This is a genomic window from Lactiplantibacillus herbarum, assembly GCF_001039045.1.
GTDB lineage: Bacteria > Bacillota > Bacilli > Lactobacillales > Lactobacillaceae > Lactiplantibacillus > Lactiplantibacillus herbarum.
In genome coordinates this window covers 94520-113750 of record NZ_LFEE01000038.1, presented here as the reverse complement: position 1 = coordinate 113750, position 19231 = coordinate 94520, and the positions used below count along the sequence as shown (strand labels likewise).

Annotated in this window: 21 protein-coding genes and 1 pseudogene; 18 read left to right on the top strand and 4 right to left on the bottom strand. The window is 43.2% G+C overall.

Annotation, left to right across the window (positions count from 1 at the left end):
• The first annotated feature begins 122 nt into the window (after positions 1–122).
• The 12 genes from guaB (at position 123) to ACG95_RS12140 (ending at position 10200) form a co-directional block, all read left to right on the top strand.
• Positions 123–1274, top strand: coding sequence for an IMP dehydrogenase (gene guaB, locus ACG95_RS12190; protein ID WP_048000777.1), 1152 nt, complete (start codon positions 123–125; stop codon positions 1272–1274).
• A gap of 622 nt (positions 1275–1896) precedes the next feature.
• On the top strand, positions 1897–2595 hold the full coding sequence (gene croR / locus ACG95_RS12185; protein WP_420324104.1) for a response regulator transcription factor CroR: 699 nt from the start codon (positions 1897–1899) through the stop codon (positions 2593–2595).
• A 16-nt stretch (positions 2596–2611) separates the two neighbouring features.
• Positions 2612–3772 (top strand): sensor histidine kinase, encoded by a 1161-nt coding sequence (locus tag ACG95_RS12180; protein ID WP_048000775.1) that lies wholly within the window; start codon positions 2612–2614, stop codon positions 3770–3772.
• Between the two features lie 67 nt (positions 3773–3839).
• On the top strand, positions 3840–5168 hold the full coding sequence (locus ACG95_RS12175) for a serine hydrolase (protein ID WP_048000774.1): 1329 nt from the start codon (positions 3840–3842) through the stop codon (positions 5166–5168).
• Between the two features lie 392 nt (positions 5169–5560).
• On the top strand, positions 5561–6058 hold the full coding sequence (locus tag ACG95_RS12170; RefSeq protein ID WP_048000773.1) for a GNAT family N-acetyltransferase: 498 nt from the start codon (positions 5561–5563) through the stop codon (positions 6056–6058).
• A gap of 138 nt (positions 6059–6196) precedes the next feature.
• Entirely contained in the window at positions 6197–6982 is a 786-nt protein-coding gene (locus ACG95_RS12165; protein WP_082137370.1) for an AzlC family ABC transporter permease, read from the top strand.
• Between the two features lie 20 nt (positions 6983–7002).
• Positions 7003–7353, top strand: coding sequence for an AzlD domain-containing protein (locus ACG95_RS12160; protein ID WP_048000772.1), 351 nt, complete (start codon positions 7003–7005; stop codon positions 7351–7353).
• Between the two features lie 252 nt (positions 7354–7605).
• On the top strand, positions 7606–7965 hold the full coding sequence (locus ACG95_RS14965; RefSeq protein ID WP_337588709.1) for an NAD(P)H-binding protein: 360 nt from the start codon (positions 7606–7608) through the stop codon (positions 7963–7965).
• The gene (locus ACG95_RS14960) at positions 7910–8464 is read left to right on the top strand and encodes a Rossmann-fold NAD(P)-binding domain-containing protein (RefSeq protein ID WP_337588708.1); all 555 of its coding nucleotides are present in this window, start codon (positions 7910–7912) and stop codon (positions 8462–8464) included. Before ACG95_RS14965 ends, ACG95_RS14960 begins: the two co-directional genes overlap by 56 nt.
• Positions 8465–8528: 64 nt before the next feature.
• Complete coding sequence (locus ACG95_RS12150) at positions 8529–8966, top strand: Rrf2 family transcriptional regulator (RefSeq protein WP_048000771.1); 438 nt, start codon at positions 8529–8531, stop codon at positions 8964–8966.
• A 140-nt stretch (positions 8967–9106) separates the two neighbouring features.
• Positions 9107–9547, top strand: coding sequence for a MarR family winged helix-turn-helix transcriptional regulator (locus ACG95_RS12145; RefSeq protein WP_048000770.1), 441 nt, complete (start codon positions 9107–9109; stop codon positions 9545–9547).
• Complete coding sequence (locus ACG95_RS12140; protein ID WP_337588710.1) at positions 9547–10200, top strand: YczE/YyaS/YitT family protein; 654 nt, start codon at positions 9547–9549, stop codon at positions 10198–10200. Before ACG95_RS12145 ends, ACG95_RS12140 begins: the two co-directional genes overlap by 1 nt.
• 140 nt (positions 10201–10340) lie before the next feature.
• On the opposite strand, the gene ACG95_RS12135 is transcribed toward ACG95_RS12140, so the two are convergent.
• The 3 genes from ACG95_RS12135 to ACG95_RS12125 are packed head-to-tail and all read right to left on the bottom strand — an operon-like array spanning position 10341 to position 11753.
• Positions 10341–10775, bottom strand: a complete 435-nt coding sequence (locus ACG95_RS12135; protein WP_048000768.1) for a hypothetical protein — start codon at positions 10773–10775, stop codon at positions 10341–10343.
• 49 nt (positions 10776–10824) lie between these two features.
• A complete protein-coding gene (locus ACG95_RS12130) occupies positions 10825–11379 on the bottom strand; it encodes a DUF4352 domain-containing protein (protein WP_048000767.1) in 555 nt (184 codons plus the stop codon).
• 8 nt (positions 11380–11387) lie between these two features.
• Positions 11388–11753 (bottom strand): DUF4064 domain-containing protein, encoded by a 366-nt coding sequence (locus ACG95_RS12125; RefSeq protein WP_048000766.1) that lies wholly within the window; start codon positions 11751–11753, stop codon positions 11388–11390.
• 63 nt (positions 11754–11816) lie between these two features.
• On the opposite strand from ACG95_RS12125, the gene ACG95_RS14835 reads away from it, so the two are divergent.
• On the top strand, positions 11817–12359 hold the full coding sequence (locus ACG95_RS14835; protein WP_237756517.1) for a protein kinase domain-containing protein: 543 nt from the start codon (positions 11817–11819) through the stop codon (positions 12357–12359).
• The gene (locus ACG95_RS14830; protein WP_237756516.1) at positions 12307–12891 is read left to right on the top strand and encodes a hypothetical protein; all 585 of its coding nucleotides are present in this window, start codon (positions 12307–12309) and stop codon (positions 12889–12891) included. Before ACG95_RS14835 ends, ACG95_RS14830 begins: the two co-directional genes overlap by 53 nt.
• A gap of 315 nt (positions 12892–13206) precedes the next feature.
• Here ACG95_RS14830 and ACG95_RS12115 read toward each other — a convergent pair whose 3' ends face one another.
• Positions 13207–14397, bottom strand: a complete 1191-nt coding sequence (locus ACG95_RS12115; protein ID WP_048000765.1) for an SAM-dependent methyltransferase — start codon at positions 14395–14397, stop codon at positions 13207–13209.
• A gap of 144 nt (positions 14398–14541) precedes the next feature.
• Here ACG95_RS12115 and ACG95_RS12110 point away from each other — a divergent pair, with 144 nt between their 5' ends.
• From ACG95_RS12110 to ACG95_RS12095, 4 genes and pseudogenes are all read left to right on the top strand, one after another.
• Entirely contained in the window at positions 14542–15594 is a 1053-nt protein-coding gene (locus ACG95_RS12110) for a hypothetical protein (RefSeq protein ID WP_048000764.1), read from the top strand.
• Between the two features lie 367 nt (positions 15595–15961).
• Complete coding sequence (locus ACG95_RS12105) at positions 15962–17116, top strand: ROK family protein (RefSeq protein WP_048000802.1); 1155 nt, start codon at positions 15962–15964, stop codon at positions 17114–17116.
• 154 nt (positions 17117–17270) lie between these two features.
• Positions 17271–18346, top strand: a pseudogene (locus ACG95_RS12100) (AI-2E family transporter).
• 75 nt (positions 18347–18421) lie between these two features.
• On the top strand, positions 18422–19114 hold the full coding sequence (locus tag ACG95_RS12095; protein WP_048000763.1) for a 2,3-diphosphoglycerate-dependent phosphoglycerate mutase: 693 nt from the start codon (positions 18422–18424) through the stop codon (positions 19112–19114).
• Positions 19115–19231: the final 117 nt, after the last annotated feature.

Below are 19231 nucleotides of genomic sequence, written 5' to 3'. Positions count from 1 at the left end.
TAAGTTATTTTAGATGTTTATCTAAAATAAGAACTTTCTGAAAATCTCCGGAACCCCTTGCATTTAGGCTGTGATTTTGTTACCTTTACAGATAAAAATAAAAACATAAGGAGCTAACGTTCATGTCTAATTGGGATACAAAGTTTGGAAAAAAAGGTTACACGTTTGATGATGTCTTATTAATTCCGGCCGAGAGTCATGTTTTACCGAATGAAGTCGACCTAGGTGTAAAACTTGCCGATAATTTACAGCTTAATATTCCAATTTTGAGTGCGGGGATGGATACTGTTTCTGAATCTACAATGGGAATTGCCATGGCTAACCAAGGTGGCTTGGCAGTCATCCATAAGAACTTGAGCGTTGAAGCTCAGGCTGCAGAAGTAAAGAAAGTTAAAGCCGTTGAAAAGGATGCTGATCATCCACACGCTGCTGTTGATGCTAACAACCATCTGTTAGCCGTAGCTGCCGTTGGGGTTACTAGCGATACCTTTGATCGGGCCGAAGCGCTCTTTGCTGCTGGTGCTGATGCAATCGTCATTGATACAGCCCATGGTCATTCAGCCGGCGTTCTTCGGAAGATCAAAGAAATTCGTGCCCATTTCCCTACACAGACATTAATTGCTGGGAACATTGCAACGGCTGAAGGCACCCGTGCTTTATTTGAAGCCGGTGTTGACGTTGTTAAAGTTGGGATTGGTCCCGGTTCAATCTGTACGACACGGATCGTTGCCGGTGTCGGGGTTCCTCAATTAACTGCTATCTATGACTCTGCTAGCATTGCTCGTGAATACGGTAAGACCATCATCGCTGATGGTGGGATCAAGTATTCTGGTGACATTGTCAAAGCGTTGGCTGCCGGTGGTAACGCCGTTATGCTTGGTAGTATGTTAGCCGGAACAACTGAAGCACCTGGCGAAGTCGTCTTTGATGATGGCCGTCAGTACAAGTTCTACCGTGGCATGGGCTCCGTTGGGGCAATGTCACAAGATCACGGCTCATCTGATCGCTACTTCCAAGGTGGCGTCAATGAAGCCAACAAGCTAGTGCCAGAAGGTGTTGAAGGACGCGTCCCATTCAAGGGTAGCGTTGACGACATCATCTTCCAAATGCTTGGCGGTTTGCGTTCAGGGATGGGTTACGTTGGTGCTAAGGATATCGAAGCAATGATCGATAACGCTCAGTTTGTTGAGATTTCTGGTGCCGGTTTACGTGAATCACATCCACATGAAATTCAAATTACTAAGAATGCCCCTAACTACTCTGTTAATGGGTAATCATTAAATAACTGATTTAGGGTTTGGCGAAAGTTGCCAAACTCTTTTTTTGTAATCTATTATTTATAGGAAATACGTGTTGTACTAGTTAAGCTCATCTAGGTAACGGTCGCTTCCTATTTCGCATACCGGGGGCGTCCTGCCAATGATTGGAAGGTGGTGGGCACAACTTAAAGCTCACAGCCAAACCCCGCTGCAATCTTTAAGCTTGGCCTTATCCTAGACTAGACAACACTCAGCTAATTTTTTTTTCAAATAACGATCAATCCAATTAAAGTTAGATACATCTTATCAATGTTTTGAATTCTATCTAGCCGTGAGGGGTGGTCTGACAGCGCTCAGCCATGAAATTACACTTAGCTGAGTGGTTTTTGCAGGTTAGTGTAAGGCCAAATTTTGAGATTGCCAGCGGGTTCGGCTGGTGAGCTCAAAATCGTGCCCATGGCGTTCCAGCGTTGTCAGACTGCCCCGGTAGGCGGATGAATTCGTGAATGCAGAACCCTAACAGGGGGAATTGGCTAACCAATTGTTGCCCTATTATTTGCGTTTTCTCTAAAATGAGCCGTTAATTGTCAAGTTACGGGTTATTTTTGGTAAAATGAAGGCAGAATTACTTAAGGAGATTAAATACATGAAAATTTTAGTAGTCGATGACGACAAAGAAATTGCACAACTATTAGAAATTTATATAAAAAACGAAGGTTACGAGCCAATCAGTGCCAACAATGGTCGTGAAGCCCTAACCAAACTGAATACAAACCCAGATATTGCCTTGATGATCTTAGATATCATGATGCCAGAAATGGACGGAATCGAAGTAATCAAGGAAGTTCGTAAGGATTCTCAACTCCCTATTTTAGTGTTATCTGCTAAAACTGGTGACATGGACAAGATTCAGGGGTTGATTACTGGTGCGGATGACTACGTGACGAAACCTTTCAATCCGTTAGAAATCATGGCACGGGTGAAGTCATTGTTACGTCGTTCAGAAAATAACGTCACAACGAATGAACCAGATGTCTTGGATATTGGACCATTAACGATCAACAAGGATTCACATGAAGTTAAGACGTTGACGGGCAAAGACATCCAATTGACAGCACTTGAATTTGGAATTTTGTACCTCTTGGCAAGTCATCCTAACCGGGTCTTTTCAGCGGATGATATTTTTGAACGAGTTTGGCAACAAGAGAGTATCGTGTCTGCGAAGACGGTTATGGTACACGTTAGTCATTTGCGGGATAAGATCGAAGAAGCGACCGACGGCGAAAAGGTCATTCAGACCGTTTGGGGCGTTGGTTACAAGATTGAATCGCGCTAGTAGTGAGGGTTAACTTTTGAAATTAACTGGACGCGAAAAAAGTGAATTGTTTTTTGAAGGGGTAGTAACGGTTATTTTGCTACTCCTTTTAAACTTGTCGATTGTTGTGCTGATCAACAGTACGATTGCGCATAATCCTGGTCTTCAGAGTGGAATTTTTCAAATCAAACGATCGATTAAGCTGGGACCAACAAACTATCAATTATGGAGCTATGAGAATCTCTTTATTGCACTGATGCTAGTAGCTGACGGTTTCGTCTTGTATTGGCGACTGATTCGGCGTTACAAGCAGATGCAATTACGCCATATTATTAGTGAGCTACATTACATTGCTGCGGGGCACTTTGACCATCGCATTGGTTTCAGTCTGACTGGCGATACCCAGCGAGTGGTTGAAAGTGTCAATGCGTTAGTTGATTCAGCAATTCATTCGATGGATGAAGAGCGCGAAATCGAACGATCAAAGGATGCCCTAATTACCAATGTTAGTCACGATATTCGAACACCGTTGACGTCGATTATTGGCTACTTAGGATTGATTGAAAATAAGCAGTATCAGTCTGAGGACGACTTGATTAAGTACGCCCACATTGCCTACTTGAAGGCGACTCAGATGAAATCGTTAGTTGAAGATCTATTTGAGTATACGAAGTCGCGCCAGACAGAGACACCACTGACGATTAATCGGTTAAACTTGACGGCGATGTTAGAGCAATTGGCGGCCAGTTTTGAATTGGAAGCTAATAAGAAGCATCTGACGATTGAAGTTGAGAGTGGAACGAAACCAATCTATATTGAGGCTGACGCCGAAAAGCTAGGGCGTGTCTTTAATAATCTGATTACCAATGCGTTTAAATACGGTACTGGTGCGCATAAAGTGGTTTTACAGGCCGAACAGCGTGAGAATGAAGTGGTTGTTCACGTGACTAATGATGGTCAGCGCATTCCAGCGGACTCACTCGGGCGCTTATTCGAGCGTTTTTATCGTGTGGAAGAATCACGCTCTAAAGCTACGGGTGGTTCGGGGCTTGGCTTAGCGATTGCGCAAAGTATTGTCGAGCACCATGGTGGTTACATCTATGCTCAGAGTGATGACGAACAAACTAGCTTCGTAATACATCTACCGGTTAAACATGACCACCCGTTAACAAAAAAACAGTCGAATATAATAAATTAACTTGTTTCCACAGGCGTAATTACTTAAACTGAAATTAGTATGCATTTAAGAAAGGGATAATTGAGAAATGAGATTTGCGGGAAAGTTAAAAAAAGTTATGATTGCCCTCATTGCGGCAGTCACATTTAGTACGGCTGGGTTAGGAATTGCGGGGGCTGATTTAAAAGCTCAAGCGGATAGCGCGCCATCAATTTCAGCCAAGGCAGCGATTGCGGTCGATGCTTCGACTGGTCAGATTCTCTATGACAAGAATAGTACCAAGCCAATGGCAATTGCTTCGATGACCAAGATGTTGAGTACTTACTTGGTGCTTAAAGCGATTCATGAAGGTAAACTATCATGGAATCAAAAGATCAGCGTCAGCAAGGCTGTTGCTAAAATGAGTCAGAACACGGAATATGCGAACGTGCCATTATTATCAACTAAGACGTATTCAGTTCGACAACTCTACAATGCAACAGAAATCTACTCTGCTAATGCAGCTATCACGGCGTTAGGTGATGCGGTGGCCGGTAGTCCTCACAAGTTCGTCGACCTGATGAATAAAACGGCTAAGTCGTGGGGCATTACTGATGCAACAATCATCAATGCCAGCGGGTTGACCAACAAAGAAGTTGGTAGTGAAATTGGCTACAGTAACGTTGCTGCCAGTGATGAAAACGAAATGTCAGCGCAGGACGTTGCAACGGTTGCACAAAAATTATTAGCAGATTATCCAGAAGTATTGAAGACTTCTAGTATTGCCCATGCTTGGTTTGAAAAAGGCACTAGTTCAGCAACTAAGATGGATAACCGGAATTACATGCTGAAAGGTTTAGTTAAACACTATTCAGCATTGCCAGTTGATGGTTTGAAGACCGGGACGTCTACTAAGGCCGGTAACGCCTTTACTGGGACGGTTAAGTTCAGCAATGGTAACCGAATCATTACGGTAGTTATGCACGCTGGTGCGGCTAATGATAGTGGGACTGAACGATTTACTCAAACGGCTGAAATTATGTCTTACGTCTATCATAACTACAGCACGACGACCTTGGCTAAATCTAGCAAAATCAATGGCGTTAAATCCGTTGATGTGCAAGATGGGAAAGCATTGACGTCTGCGTTAGTTTCTAATAGCAGTGCCACTAAGATCTACTTACCAACAGGTACTGATGCTAGTGCCGTTACGGGTAAGGTTAGCTTGAACAAGTCGGCAACGACAGCTAACAAGCTCCAGGCACCCGTCAAGACTGGTAAGACGGTTGGTACGGTAGCCTTGAGCTTGAGCAAGAAGACTATTCAAGTGGTCAACGGAACGAGCAGCAAAACGATGACGGTCAACGTTACACCTAAGACTTCCATTGAAAAAGCTAATATCTTTGTCCGGATGTGGCGAGGAATTAAGAACTGGTAATTAATAATTGCTAGTTAAAGAATCTGAGATGAAAATCTTGGATTTTTTTTTTGTGTTTTGAATAGGATATAGCCGAAACGTGGTCCACAAGGCAGTTTGTTCCGCTTAACCCGGAATCAGAGCGCATTCCAAAAATCGGAATCCCCACTGATTCCACGTTAATGCTCGCAATATTAATGGCTGAAACGTGGACCAGCAGGCAGGGACCTCCGCTCAGCTACGGAGGAGCAACGATTGCCAAGAACGCAATCATCACTCCTCCTAGGCTATGCTCGGTCCCTGACCGCCTGCTGGTCCACTCTGATGTTACCAAAAAGACATATTGTACTTCGGGAATAAAGGTATAATAGAACTGATAGCAACAGTTAAGTTGAATGGAGTTGGAACCTACTATGAGCGTGGCGTTACGTTTAGCAACAATGTCAGATTTACCAATAATCTTAGATATTTATAATCAAACCATCCCGAGTCATCAAGTCACAGCGGACTTAAAACCAGTCACGGTCGAACAGCGACGGCCTTGGTTTTTGAGTCATACGGCGGAGCATTACCCCATGTGGGTCGTCATGCAGGATGAAATGGTTGTAGGCTGGTTGAGCTTGTCGCCATTTTATGGGCGAGCAGCCTACGAGAAAACCGCTGAAGTTTCGGTCTATCTCGATCGTAGTGTGCAGGGTCAAGGAATCGGGAGTCAGGTCTTAGAGATGATTCCTGCTCAATTGCCCGCGATAGGATTGACGACCGTTGTAGCTTATATCTTTTCAAGTAATTTACCAAGCATCAAATTGTTTGAAAAATTTGGTTATGAACAGTGGGGATTTTTACCGGCTGTCGCTGAATTTAATGGGCGAACAAATGACCTGGTTATTCTAGGACAGCATTTTAACTAAAAAATCGCGTGTGTTAGCGCTTACATATACGCAAAAAGTGAACAAGGTGTAGGATTGGGCTAAAAAACATGTTAAAATTAAACCCGAGTGTCTAAGTAAATGGACACGGGTACATTGTTGCTAGAATTCTTTACTGGTATGGTACTGGAGGCATTCTTGGTGAAAAAGGACGAGCCAAATTGGTTAATGGTATTACGAACGGTAATGCCACTTGGGCTTAGCTATATTCCCATTGGGTTAGCTTGTGGGGTCTTATTGCATGCGGCCGGGTTCAACCATCTACTGACAGCGTTAATTTCAGTGTTGGTTTTTTCCGGTGGCGCCCAATTTTTAATTGCATCGATGCTAACGATTAATGCACCGATGACGACCATTATTTTGATGATGTTTTTCTTAGAGTTACGGTATGCGTTATTAGGTTCTAGCCTATCACGATATTTAAAAGGACAATCCTTACCTTTTATCTTTACGTTTGCGTTCTCAATGAATGATGAAAACTACGCGGTTAACTACTTGAAGTTTGCGACGGATAAGCATTGGAAACCGTCCCAAGCGTTACTAGTCGAACACTATTCACTAATGTTTTGGACGGTTAGTAATATTGTCGGTAGTTTGATCGGTAGTGCGCTGACGATTAATCTACAAGTGGTGGACTTTGCTTTAACGGCGTTATTTATTTACATGGCAATTATGCAAACAAAGAGTCGTTTGATTGTGTTAGTTGCCCTGTTATCTGGTGTATTAACGATTGGATGCCTCGTTATAATGAAGAGTACGTTAGGTCTAGTTGTGTCGACACTGTTGGCATCGTTGACCGGTTATTTCATTGAACGTTATTTGATCGCACATAAGCCAGAAAGTCATTTACTCTATAAGGTTCACGATCCGACTGGGCAATCTGCCATGGAAGAATCTGACAAGTAGGGCACAGAGGAGTTTTTCTTATGCAAGCAGCCGGCTCAATGAGTAGTATGGACCATTTTTGGTTGATTATTTTTTGTGCGTGCGTGGCATTTATTCCACGGTTCTTTCCGCTTCTATTTTTCACGAAGCGCAAAATTCCGGATTGGTTTAACGAATGGATGCGTTTCGTACCCGTTGCACTTTTTACGGCCTTAGTGGTTAAGAGTGTCTTTATTGATAGTAAGTATCAAGTGATTACTACCGGTAATCTTGGGATGATCATTTCGGCGATCTTAGTTGGTTTTGTGGCCTATCGAACACGTTCGATGACCCTGTCCGTATTAATCGGCCTAGGATCAGTAATGCTCTTTGTCCTACTCTTTCATATCTGATATTAATGGAACTGGGTAATCCGGTTCTTTTTTATTTGGCTAAAATTAGGGTGCTTCATGATGGATTCTCGTGAGAGATAACGGTGATTGGTGCGCGCTTCAGGCTGGCTTTGAACCTGTAGTAAAAAGTTAAATGGAAATGTTGGCGTGATTGTCAGAACAAAATTATTGCTAAATTCGAGCAACGTGTTATTATTAAAACAACATGTTACTTTAAAAGTAACTAACGTAAATTTTAGGAGAGTGTTAATTATGAAAATTGCAATCACAGGTGCCACTGGGAACTTTGGCCGAGCAGCGATTCAGACGTTGAGCCAGCAAGTTGCAACGTCAGATCTTATCGCCTTAGCTCGTAACACGGAAAAGGCACAACAACTACTGCCAGCAGGTATCGAGATTCGGCCAGCTTCGTATGAAGATGTTGACCAATTAACGGCTTCGTTAGCAGGTGTTGATCGGTTACTCTTTGTTTCGTCACAACCGGGGGCGGCAATGCCACGGCTGGAACAACATCGTAACGTCGTTAAAGCGGCACAAGCAGCTGGAGTTAAGATTATTGCCTATACGAGGTTTTCCTCACGCAGACACAGCAACAACGCCTTTAGCAGCTGATCACCGTGAAACGGAAGCTTTGATTACGGCGACAGGAATCCAGCATACCTTTTTACGGAACAATTGGTATTTAGAAAATGAAATGGGTGCGATCCAGGGTGCTCAAGCCAACCAATCGTTTTACTACTCAGCTGCGGATGGTCAAGCTGGCTGGGCCTTGGAACATGATTACGCTGAAGCAGCGGCTAATGCAATTTTATTAGATCAGCCTAAAGCAGTCTATGAACTGGCTGGGACCATTGCAACTTATCCAGAGTTAGCCCAGGCACTACAGACGGTTACTGGTCATGACTTTGCAATCAATGCGGTTAATGATGCGGACTATCAAGCTGGTTTAGTTGCAGCTGGACTTGACGAAGGAACGGCTGGGTTTGCCACGATGGTACAACAACTGATTCGTGACGGTAATTTGGCCGCAGGTAGTGCTGATTTACCAACTTTATTGGGACGTCCATTAGCTAGTTTGACGGCCGCATTACAGGAAGTCATCGACCGATAAAGCTTGCGTACGGTGAATACGGGTGGTAATCTAAGCGATGATAACTAAGAATGGATGATAATTAATGAAATATTCCCATAAATTAAGTGATGCGATGCATATTTTGGCTTACGTGGATATTTACCATGCAGGTGATTTATCCAGTGCGGCTATTGCGGGTAGTATTGAATCTAACCCTAGTTTGATTCGTCGATTAATGTCTCGTTTGACGCAGGCTGGTCTGTTAACGACGCAGCCGGGTAAAGTTGCCCCAAAATTAGCGCGGGCAGCCACTGAGATCACGTTGTTAGACGTCTATCAAGCATTGGATGAAGAGACCACTTTGTTACACGTTGACGAGAAGACCAACCCGAAGTGTATCGTGGGTGGCAATATTCAGGATACACTGAATGTCGCCTATCAAACCGTGCAGCGAGCGGCTGAACAGAGTATGCAGTCGATTACGTTACAGAGTATCATTGATGATATTTTGGTGCGAGAAGAGCAAAAAATGGGTTCCTAGCATTTATATTCAGAAGACTAAACGAACTTAGGCGAAAAGTCTAAGTTCGTTTTTTTATTGTTTCAATTTGGGGAACATTGACAAAAACGTGATTTAACGATTTAATGGATAAGTCCACTAAATTTGGAGGTGTGTTTTCAATGGCGCAAGCGTCTTTATTCAATAAATATATTGCCGGTATCTATCGGCAGTCTAAAAATGAGTTCAATCAGCAGGTTGCCGAGCTTGATATTCGAGCAACTGAGGGTGATATCTTGTTATTCGTTAACGACCATCCCAATGTGTCACAGCAGCGGATTGCCCAAGAAATGGTCTTGGATCCCAGTTTGGTTGCCAGGGACTTGCGGGACCTAGTAGCACGGCAGTTAGTGACTCGTCAGCGCGATCCTAAAGATGGGCGGGCCCATTTGATCGCATTAACACCGACTGGTCAGCAACAGGCAGGCGAGATTCGACAAGTGATGGCGACTTGGTGGGAACGCTTATTTGAAGCGACCCCCGAAGCGGATGCTCAGACGACCGGGACGCAACTGGCTGCGATTTATGAAACGCTCCAACAGCGATTGAAAGGAATTGATTAATTACGTTAAAATTTAGATCATTTTGTAAGCATTATCTGACCTTAACGATAGGGTTAACGCTGATGGGGATGGCAGTTGCGCTCTCCAAATTGGCTGGGTTAGGAACCTCACCAATCTCGAGTATTCCAAACGTCGTTAGCTTGATTACGCCGTTAACGATTGGTCAGATGACGATGGTATTTATGCTGGTGCTGATTTCAGCTGAAATTTTATTTTTACGCCGTCAGTTCTCACCTTGGGCATGGCTACAGTTGATTCCATCGGTAATTTTTGGTGTCCTGATTGATTACTTTACCAGCTGGTTGAGCTGGATTCCAATGAATAACTATGCGGCCAAATTGATTGCCACCTTCGTCAGTATTTTCTTGCTAGCTTGGGGCGTTTACTTTGAAGTTAATTCGCGAACGATTCTGATGGCTGGTGAAGGGTTATCAAGTGCCGTGGCGATTGCGCTGCACATTGCCTTTCCAAGGGCCAAAGTTTGGTGTGACGCCACCATGGTTATTGTGGCGGTTATCATTGCCTTGATCTGGTTACACGGCTTGGTCGGTGTGCGTGAAGGGACGATTCTATCGGCACTTATCACTGGACGGTTAGTTAGTTTATTTACGGATAAAATGCCAAACTTTACCCATTGGTTACATACGAAATAAGATCATAAAAAATAAGAGTGGGATAAAAGGCGGGTTGCTACCGAGCATAGCCTAGGAAGCAGCCTTTTATCGCACGTTTCGACTGTAAAGATGTGAAGATAAAATAAGCGTTTGGGATTTTTATCCCAAACGCTTATTTTTTAGTTTTCACCCGTAATCGTTCCTAAACCGTATTGATAAAGTAATTCATCGGTATGGTTCAAGTCGAATTTCTGTACAAGGGCGAAGATGACTAGCGCATCCCATTCGTCTTTAGCATACAGGATGGCGTAACCAGTTCGTTTTAACATCGTATTTAATTCAGCTAGAGTTAATTTGAAGCCAAAACCCAGAGCAATCATACGAGCCCGGTTTGGCCGTCGTTTGCCATCGAAGTACTGATAACCGATCGAGGGCGTTAGGTTGGCTTCGCGAATGACCTGACTCTTGGCTAAGTGTTTGATCTGGAGCAATTCGGCTAAGTATTCAGCCGGATTGGTGCGAATGAAACTTGTGGCCATATTATCCATAAATTGTTCGGCCTCACTTGCATGTTTGATTTCGTTCAATAATTCGTGTGTTGCACGTTCTGTCATAGCGTTACCTCCCAATACCCAGCGACTATTGGTATTAGTGTACCAAAGATTACTGTAACTTAAAGGTCAAATGGCGTTCACTAAAGTAACTAGGTGTATAAACTAGTTCAACGGTGCCGTCTTTTTTAGATTGGCCAGTCATATTACCAGAGACAGTCCCACCAGCAGCTAAATCACCGCTATCAAGCTGGTCGTTATCGTCTGTATTGATCTCGTCTAAATCAGTTTGGTTACCGTTAGATTTAATCGCAAAGTCATAAGGATTGTAGCTGACTTTTTCGCTACCCGTATTCTTGAGGGTGACGTTGACCGTGTAAAATTGGTTGCCAGTTTTAGGATCACTCATATCTAAAGAAGTGGCTGTTTTAACACTGTTAACGGTGACCTTGACGTGATCAATGGTTGCAGTTTCGCCGACCTTGAATACTTGATTAGTATTGGTTTTGGTAGTTGCCCGTTTCTTGACGTGTTTGGCAGCGGAGCTAGTACTGGACTTGTCAGTTGAATCACTGTTAGTTGGTGCAAAGACTCCGCTTAAGAAGATTATCCCTAATATGATTAAGACCCAGATCCACCATTTTTGATACCAAGCTTTTTTCTTCATGTTCAGGCCTACTTTCTTAATGCTAAGCCGCCAGCAATAACAATTAACAGGCCACTTAGAATTCCAAAGAAACTAACGAAAACAACGTTGAGCACACCGCAAAGGATGATCAACCAGCCCATGAGAACGTGATTACGGTTGATAAGGGCACTTAAAACAATGGCAAGGGCTGAGACAGCGATACAAGCAATCCCCAAATTGCCAATACCAGCAGAACCGCTTGCTTCAAGGGCACTGCCAATACCACCGATAGTTATAGCGATGATACCGGCAATCATCCCAAAGATGCCCCCGATAATCCCGAGAACTAATTCGGCAGTGCGTGAACGATTGTTATTTGATGCGGGTTGAGTCGGGTTGTTAGATTTTGACATTGTAATTCCTCCAAAAGTATGGTTATGATAAAGTTAATAATTTCTAAAAAAGGGGAGAGCAAGGTGTTACCAATTGCACAGGCCATGCAACTATTAGCTACGGCGGGATATGTCCCGTTAGGACCGCTAATCGAACAGCATGAATTTCCATTACTGGTCAGAAAACGGCAGGTTGTGTCCGTGGCTAAGATTGCGCGGCCAGATAACGTTGCGGTACTGCAGCAACTTGAACAACATCCTGTTCGCCGAATGCCACGCATTGAAGATGTCCTAGTATCAGGAGATTGCGCGGTGAGTATCGAGACGCTGATTAACGGTCAAACGTTGGCTGATCGGTTGCAGGATCTAGGAACCTTTACACCGCTGATGGTTGCGCAAGTTGCGACAGAATTATTAGGCACGTTACAGCGCTTGGCCACGCTCAACATTGTTCATCGCGATATTAAGCTAAGTAACATTATGTTTTATAAGGACCATTACTACCTAATTGATGTTAATGCGGCGCGACAGTACCATAATGAGCAGTCCAGTGATACCCGCTTGTTAGGGACGAGTGGGTTTTGCTGCGCCAGAAAACTATGGCTTTGCTCAGACGGATCAGCGTAGCGATATCTATGCGCTAGGAGTTGTCTTGAACTGTTTGTTGACTGGTCAGATTCCTGGCAGTCAGGCTGAAATGCCACCAGTCACAGCCATTCAGCCATGGAATCAAATCATCGCTCAGGCGACAGCACTGGATCCCGACCAACGCTATCAAAACGCTACGGAGATGTTAGCGGCGTTGCCCACGGCGGTCGGTCAAGATAATAACGATACAATTGCTAGTCCATACGTGGTCGTTAGATTCTGGTTAAAAATACGCCAGCCGGTTCTGTGGACCTTGTGGGTGATCTACGGCATATTCTGTGTCGTTGCTTTCAGTATGGGTTTTGATAAACCGTCAGTAGTTGCTCGCTTCGGATACTGGCTGTACAGCTTTATGATATTGGGAGCACCAGTTGTGTCCCATCAGTTTAATCGATGGGCTTCTCAGCAGTGGTCCGCAAAACTGTGGCACCGCTATCGTTGGTGGTTACGTATTTCTGAGAGCATTGTCATCTTTGTTCTATTAGGTAGTCTTAATCCGTACAGTAGCTAGTGGTTAACCAATGACTAGTACGGTTATTATCATAGTTTTCTAAGTGTCAAAAGGCTTATGCAATTTGCATAATTAGTGAATAAATTGATGAAATAGTCGCATAATTGCTTGTTTCCAGAAGGCCAAAAAGACCGCCAACTACTGAAATAGTAGTTGGCGGTCTTTTTGATATTCCAAATGGTAATAGTTGAAATGTGCGCCACAAGGCAGTTTGTTCCGCTTAGCTACGGAAACCAAACGATTGAAAAACACAATCATTCGGCTTCCTAGGCTATGCTCAGCAACTAAGCGGCTTTTGTCCCACTCTGTTTATAATTAATCCTTAACCCGGTTGTCGCTGTACATGTACTTCCGTGTCATGGGGAGGTTCCGTGAAGAAGCACCCTTAGAAACTAGGAATTGCATCACGTCAATGTTACCAGATTGGAATGAAGCGGCACAGGCTTGGAGGTAAAGGTCCCACATCCGAGTGAAACGAGTCCCCATCTTGGCGTCAATTTCTTCGCGCTTGGCGTTGAAGTTTTCATCCCAAAGTTCAGTGGTCCGTTGGTAGTGACGACGTAAAGATTCAACGTCATCAACTTGTAAGCCACAGTCCACGATGTGTTGGAGATTTTCAGTCATCCCGGGAACGTAACCACCTGGGAAGATGTACTTATCTAACCAACCGTTAGTAGCGCCACCTTGTTGACGAGTGATTCCGTGAAGTAATGCTACACCGTCGTCTTTAAGGTAGTGTTTAACGCGTTCAAAGTACATTGCTAAGTTATCCTTACCAACGTGTTCAAACATCCCAACACTGGTGATGTAGTCGAAAGTTTCATCGCCTAGTTCACGATAATCTTGTAGGCGGACTTCAGCAACATCGCTGAGGCCCTCATCTTGAATTCGTTTTGAAACCAGGTTGTATTGTTCTTGTGACAGCGTAATTCCAACGACTTTTAAGCCGTATTCTTTGGCTGCACTTAACATCAAGGTACCCCAACCACAACCAATATCAAGCATTGTCTTACCTGGTTGTGGGTTTAGTTTTTGAATAATATGGTGAACTTTGTGAATCTGTGCTTCTTCCAACGTGTCGGTGTCATGCTTGAAGTAGGCACAAGAATAAGTAAGCGTGCGGTCTAACCACATTTCATAGAAGTCATTACCAACGTCATAATGACTTTGGATGTCTTCTTGACTCTTCTTTTCTGAGTGCGATTGTTTAGGCATGAAACGTTTGAACTTGGAATTATTGAAAAAGCTTTCAGCCGATTCGTAGGCGGATTCAATTAATTTTTGAATACTGCCATCAATTTCGATCCGTCCGTCCATGTATGCTTCACCTAATGCAATTGAGGCATTTTTAGTGATTTCACGCATTGGAACTGCTTCTTTAAACGTCACTGTAACTTCTGGTGTACCGTCGCCATAAGTTTCGCTACTACCATCCCAATAGTTCACTTTGACGGGAATATTGAAGGAGTGGCTCAGAAGGGTGTGGTAAAAAGTTTTTTCTAACATTACAGTAAGGATCCTTTCTTCGTAAAAATACATTAGTCATTATACGCTTATGAAAACAGTATTGTAAGCACAATGAATCATGGTTAGTTGCAGTAACATGGTATAATGAATGAATCAAATAAACAATTTATTGGGGGTGTCGTGATGAGAAGATGGGTGTGGATTGTCGTCGCACTAGTCGTAGCTGTTGGTGTCGGTGGATACTCGTACACGCGTTACCGGTTACAGGAAGAAGCGTATACGAATCAAATCCAGACGGGAAAGCAGGCGCTACAGGATAGGAACTACTCCGTTGCAGAGACCAACTTTACGCATGCTACGCGGACTAAAGTGAACGATACGGTTGCCCAACGTTACTTAACGCAAACCCAAACCTACGTTAGTGGTACGAAGGCGTTAAAATCGCGACAGTTCACTGAAGCTCAGCGTGATTTCACGACGGTTAAGAACACGGATAAGGGTGCTAGTGCACTGATTAGTCAGGCTAAGGCTCAATTGACGTTGATTACGAAGGTTAAAAGTAACCGGCAAGACTATCAAAAGCAGTATCAGCAAGCTTTAACCCTGAATAAGGCAAATGATTTTACGGATTCTAACGGCGTGATTATGGTCATGTTGCAGGATAAGACATTTAAAGACAGCTATTATAAGGATATTTATAATCAAGCACTGTCCTTACGCAAACAAAATAATGCGTCATTAAAAGCGTTGACGGGTTCAACGCCAACGATTACAAATGCTGCGCAGAGTGCGAATACACCTAATAGCAGTACACAACAACGGCCTGCTGTTGCTAGCGGTAGTAGTAGTGCTAATGCTAGTTCAAGTAGCACTAGCTCAACTGCTGGTAGCCTGGCTACTAATGGGTTAACGGCCACTACAACTAGTGGTGCAGCGACCAATGCCCAGATTCAAGCAACGCGGGCGGAATTAACTGAGCAAGGTTTGAACGGTAGTAATTACAGTGATGATCAAATTCAAGCTATTTTAACGCGTGCCAATAATGAACATATTTCGATTGCGCAAGCGGCTAAGACGGGGAGTTATAGTGCGGATCAGATTCAAGCAACGCGGACTGAGTTGAGCCAAGCTGGCTTTAGTAGTAGTCGTTACACGGATGCTCAGATTCAAGCTATCTTGCAACGAGCCAATACGCAACATCTGTCAATCGCACAGGCTGCCAAGTCGATGCAGTAATATTATTAAAATAATAGTAGTATGGAAGTATAGCTTACAATCACCGATAAAACACCTGCTTTTAGGTGTCAATCGGTGATTTTTTTATAAAAACTGTTATAGAATGTAGAAGTAAGGACGGATAACGTTCGTTCTCTATGCTTTTTGCTTCATTGGGGCGGTCAGTTGATATCAGTAAGAACATTTTTTTAGCAAGAATATGTTAAAACAGGTATGAATATGACCATTTTGTGTTAGTTCGACACTAAGGAATATTTACAGATTAAGGGGGTTAAGGTGGCCTTCGGATTATCGGACCGATGGCAGGCCAAATTAATTAGATTTGACGGAGTGGTTCGATAAGCGAGTGCGGTCATCGAAATTTATTATGATTATTAATAAACACGTTATGCGCAGTACTAATGAAAAACAAGTTCTGCAACAGGTTATTAATGAAGGACCAATCAGTCGGAGTCAGATTTCGCGGAATCTAAGCTTGAACAAAGTGACGGTTTCGGATATCTACAATCAGTTATTACGGACTCAGTTTATTAAGGAGATTGGTTGCGGCGTCAGCACGAAAAATGGTGGCCGTAAACCAGTCATGGCAGAACTTAATATGAACTATGGTTTTGTGGCTAGTATCGACATGTCGGTCAACGCGGTTAAGCTGATGTATTCACGGTTGAACGGTAAAATTCTACATTTTCAGAGTTTTAAGACTAACGATATGACGTTGACGGATGTGGTTGATTTGATTGAAGACCAACTGCGTAACGTCGACGATTACGGTACTATTCATGGACTAATGGGTGTATCACTCGCCCTTGATGGTATTATTTATGAAAATAAGATTCTCAAGACACCGATTAAAGGTTTGGCACATTTTGACTTAGCAAAGTATCTGCGGGATAAACTACGGATTCCAGTTATTTTGGAGAAGAAAGCTAACTTAACTGCTATATTTGAACGTGACTTTCATGATAATGAAATTTTTGATAACGTCGTCTCGGTCGTTATTCGTGATGAAATTCATGCTGGAATTGTTGCTGATTCACGTCTGTATGCAGGGCATGAAGGTGAGGCTGGTGAGGTGGGGATGGCCTTGCTAGAAGACCGGCATATTGATCACCATATGGAATCGGTTAATAGCTATGCGTCCGAAACGGCTTTGTGGGCACGTTTAAAGGAAATCAAACATGTTGATCGACTGGATTTAACGGCAATCAAGCATGATTATATTAATCATGATCCACAAGTTACTCAGGTATTCGACGACTTCGTATACTACCTATCAAAAGTCGTTGCGAACGTTTCAACGGCGTTTGCGCCGGATGTTATCGTTTTGAATACGACAGTTTTGGAAATCTTGCCACAGTTGTTGAAGAATGTCCGCGATACGACGGAAAAACTGACGGCACCAAGTCGGCAGGTTCCGATTATTGCAACTAAGAACGTTCAGTCGGCAGCATTACTTGGAGGCGCCTCGCTTATCATTCATCAAGCGCTAGGTTTGGAAACTTTAAAAATGCAGTTTTCATAATTATTTTAATGTGTATGTAAACGAACACGTGCAGTTTATCAGTAGATCAATGATAAGCTGCACGTGTTTTTATGCGGCCACGGCGATCTTTTAATTTTTATTGGGGCGGTTTTCCGTTAAAATAGGATTAAGGACAGTAGAGGGGTGGATTTTTTTGGAATTTTGGTCGCATTTTATCCATAATGTGAGGTTGCGACGGGCTAGTGTATTGGTGTTGATTGTATTAGGGCTGTTTCTAATATCGAGTATGATGAGTACAATTTTGCTGACATTCATTTTTACTTTCTTAGTGACACGGTTAGTAAGGATAATCCGGAAGTGGGTACCAATTCCGGCAGTGATAATTGTGATTGCAGTATACGTGCTAGTGATATTGGGGATTTACTTTGCGGTCTCACTCTATCTACCACAGCTAATCAAGCAGACGATATCAACGTTTGAATCGGTCTACCGCTTTTATCAAAATCCATCACACGATAGCAACCAGTTGCTGACGTGGGTGACGTCGTATTTCCAGAATTCTGATATTCTGAAACAGCTAAAGGGCGGCTTCTCGGTGGTACTTAAATATATTACTAATATCGGTAATATGGGAATCACGTTCTTCCTATCGTTTATCCTAAGTTTCTTCTTTACGATTGAAGACCGGCAGATGCGCGTTTTTTCGAAACGTTTCCTAACTAGTACCTTTGGCTGGTTTTTCCAGGACGTTTATTTCTTTGCCAAGAAATTCGTCAATAGTTTTGGAGTTGTCCTGGAAGCACAGTTCCTAATCGCAATTGTAAATACCGTGATTACCGTGACGTTTATGGCAATCCTGAAGATGCCGCAGCTAATCAGTCTGGGCTTAATGATCTTCTTGCTGAGTCTTGTTCCGGTAGCCGGGGTGTGATTATTTCGGTGGTTCCGCTAAGTTTGATTGCTTACTCAGTGGGCGGTCTACGTTACGTGGTCTATATGCTGCTGATGATTGCGGTCGTGCACATGCTAGAGGCCTACGTGCTGAATCCCAAGTTCATGTCGAGTCGGACGGAATTACCAGTCTTCTATACTTTCGTGGTGCTGCTAGTCAGTGAGCGCTTCTTTGGGGTCTGGGGTTTGATTGTCGGTGTGCCGGTATTTAACTTCATTCTGGATATTATCGGTGTGAAACCGGTTCATCGTCCGCGCCCGAATATTAATTTGAAAAAAACAATTACTTTCCACCCGGATTCTGAAAATAAGGACTGATATTGTTTTGATTTTTCGGGGTTTCAGTGTAAAATAGGTTGAGTAAATAACAAATGAAAGAGGTCATTAACTGCTATGGCAAAATTAGTATTGATTCGTCACGGTCAAAGTGAATGGAACTTATCTAACAAATTCACTGGTTGGGTTGACGTTAATTTAAGTGAACAAGGTGTTAAAGAAGCTCAGGCTGCTGGTAACAAGGTTAAGGAAGCTGGCTTAGTATTCGACTATGCTTACACTTCTGTTTTAACTCGTGCCATCAAGACTTTACACTACGTACTTGAAGAATCAGACCAACTTTGGATTCCAGAATCAAAGACTTGGCGTTTAAACGAACGTCATTACGGTGCCTTACAAGGTTTGAACAAGACTGAAACCGCTGAAAAATACGGTGACGATCAAGTTCACATCTGGCGTCGTTCATATGACGTTTTACCTCCACTATTGAGTGCTGATGATGAAGGTTCAGCTGTTAACGATCGTCGTTACGCTAACTTAGACCCTAACATCGTCCCTGGTGGCGAAAACTTGAAGGTTACCTTGGAACGCGTTATGCCTTTCTGGGAAGATGAAATTGCACCTAAGTTGCTTGATGGCAAGAACGTTATCATCGCAGCCCACGGTAATTCATTACGTGCCTTAAGCAAGTACATCGAACGGATCTCTGATGATGACATCATGGATCTTGAAATGGCTACTGGCGAACCAGTTGTCTACGACTTTGACGAAAAGTTAAACGTCTTAGGCAAAGAAAAGTTAGGCAAATAATTTAGCCTTATTTACTAATTTTCAAAGAAGCACCCGCACTTGTGGGGGTGCTTTTTTATGGCCTAAAAACCATCTAATGTTAGATAGGGTTAGATGAAGTTGGCAATATGTGTCAAT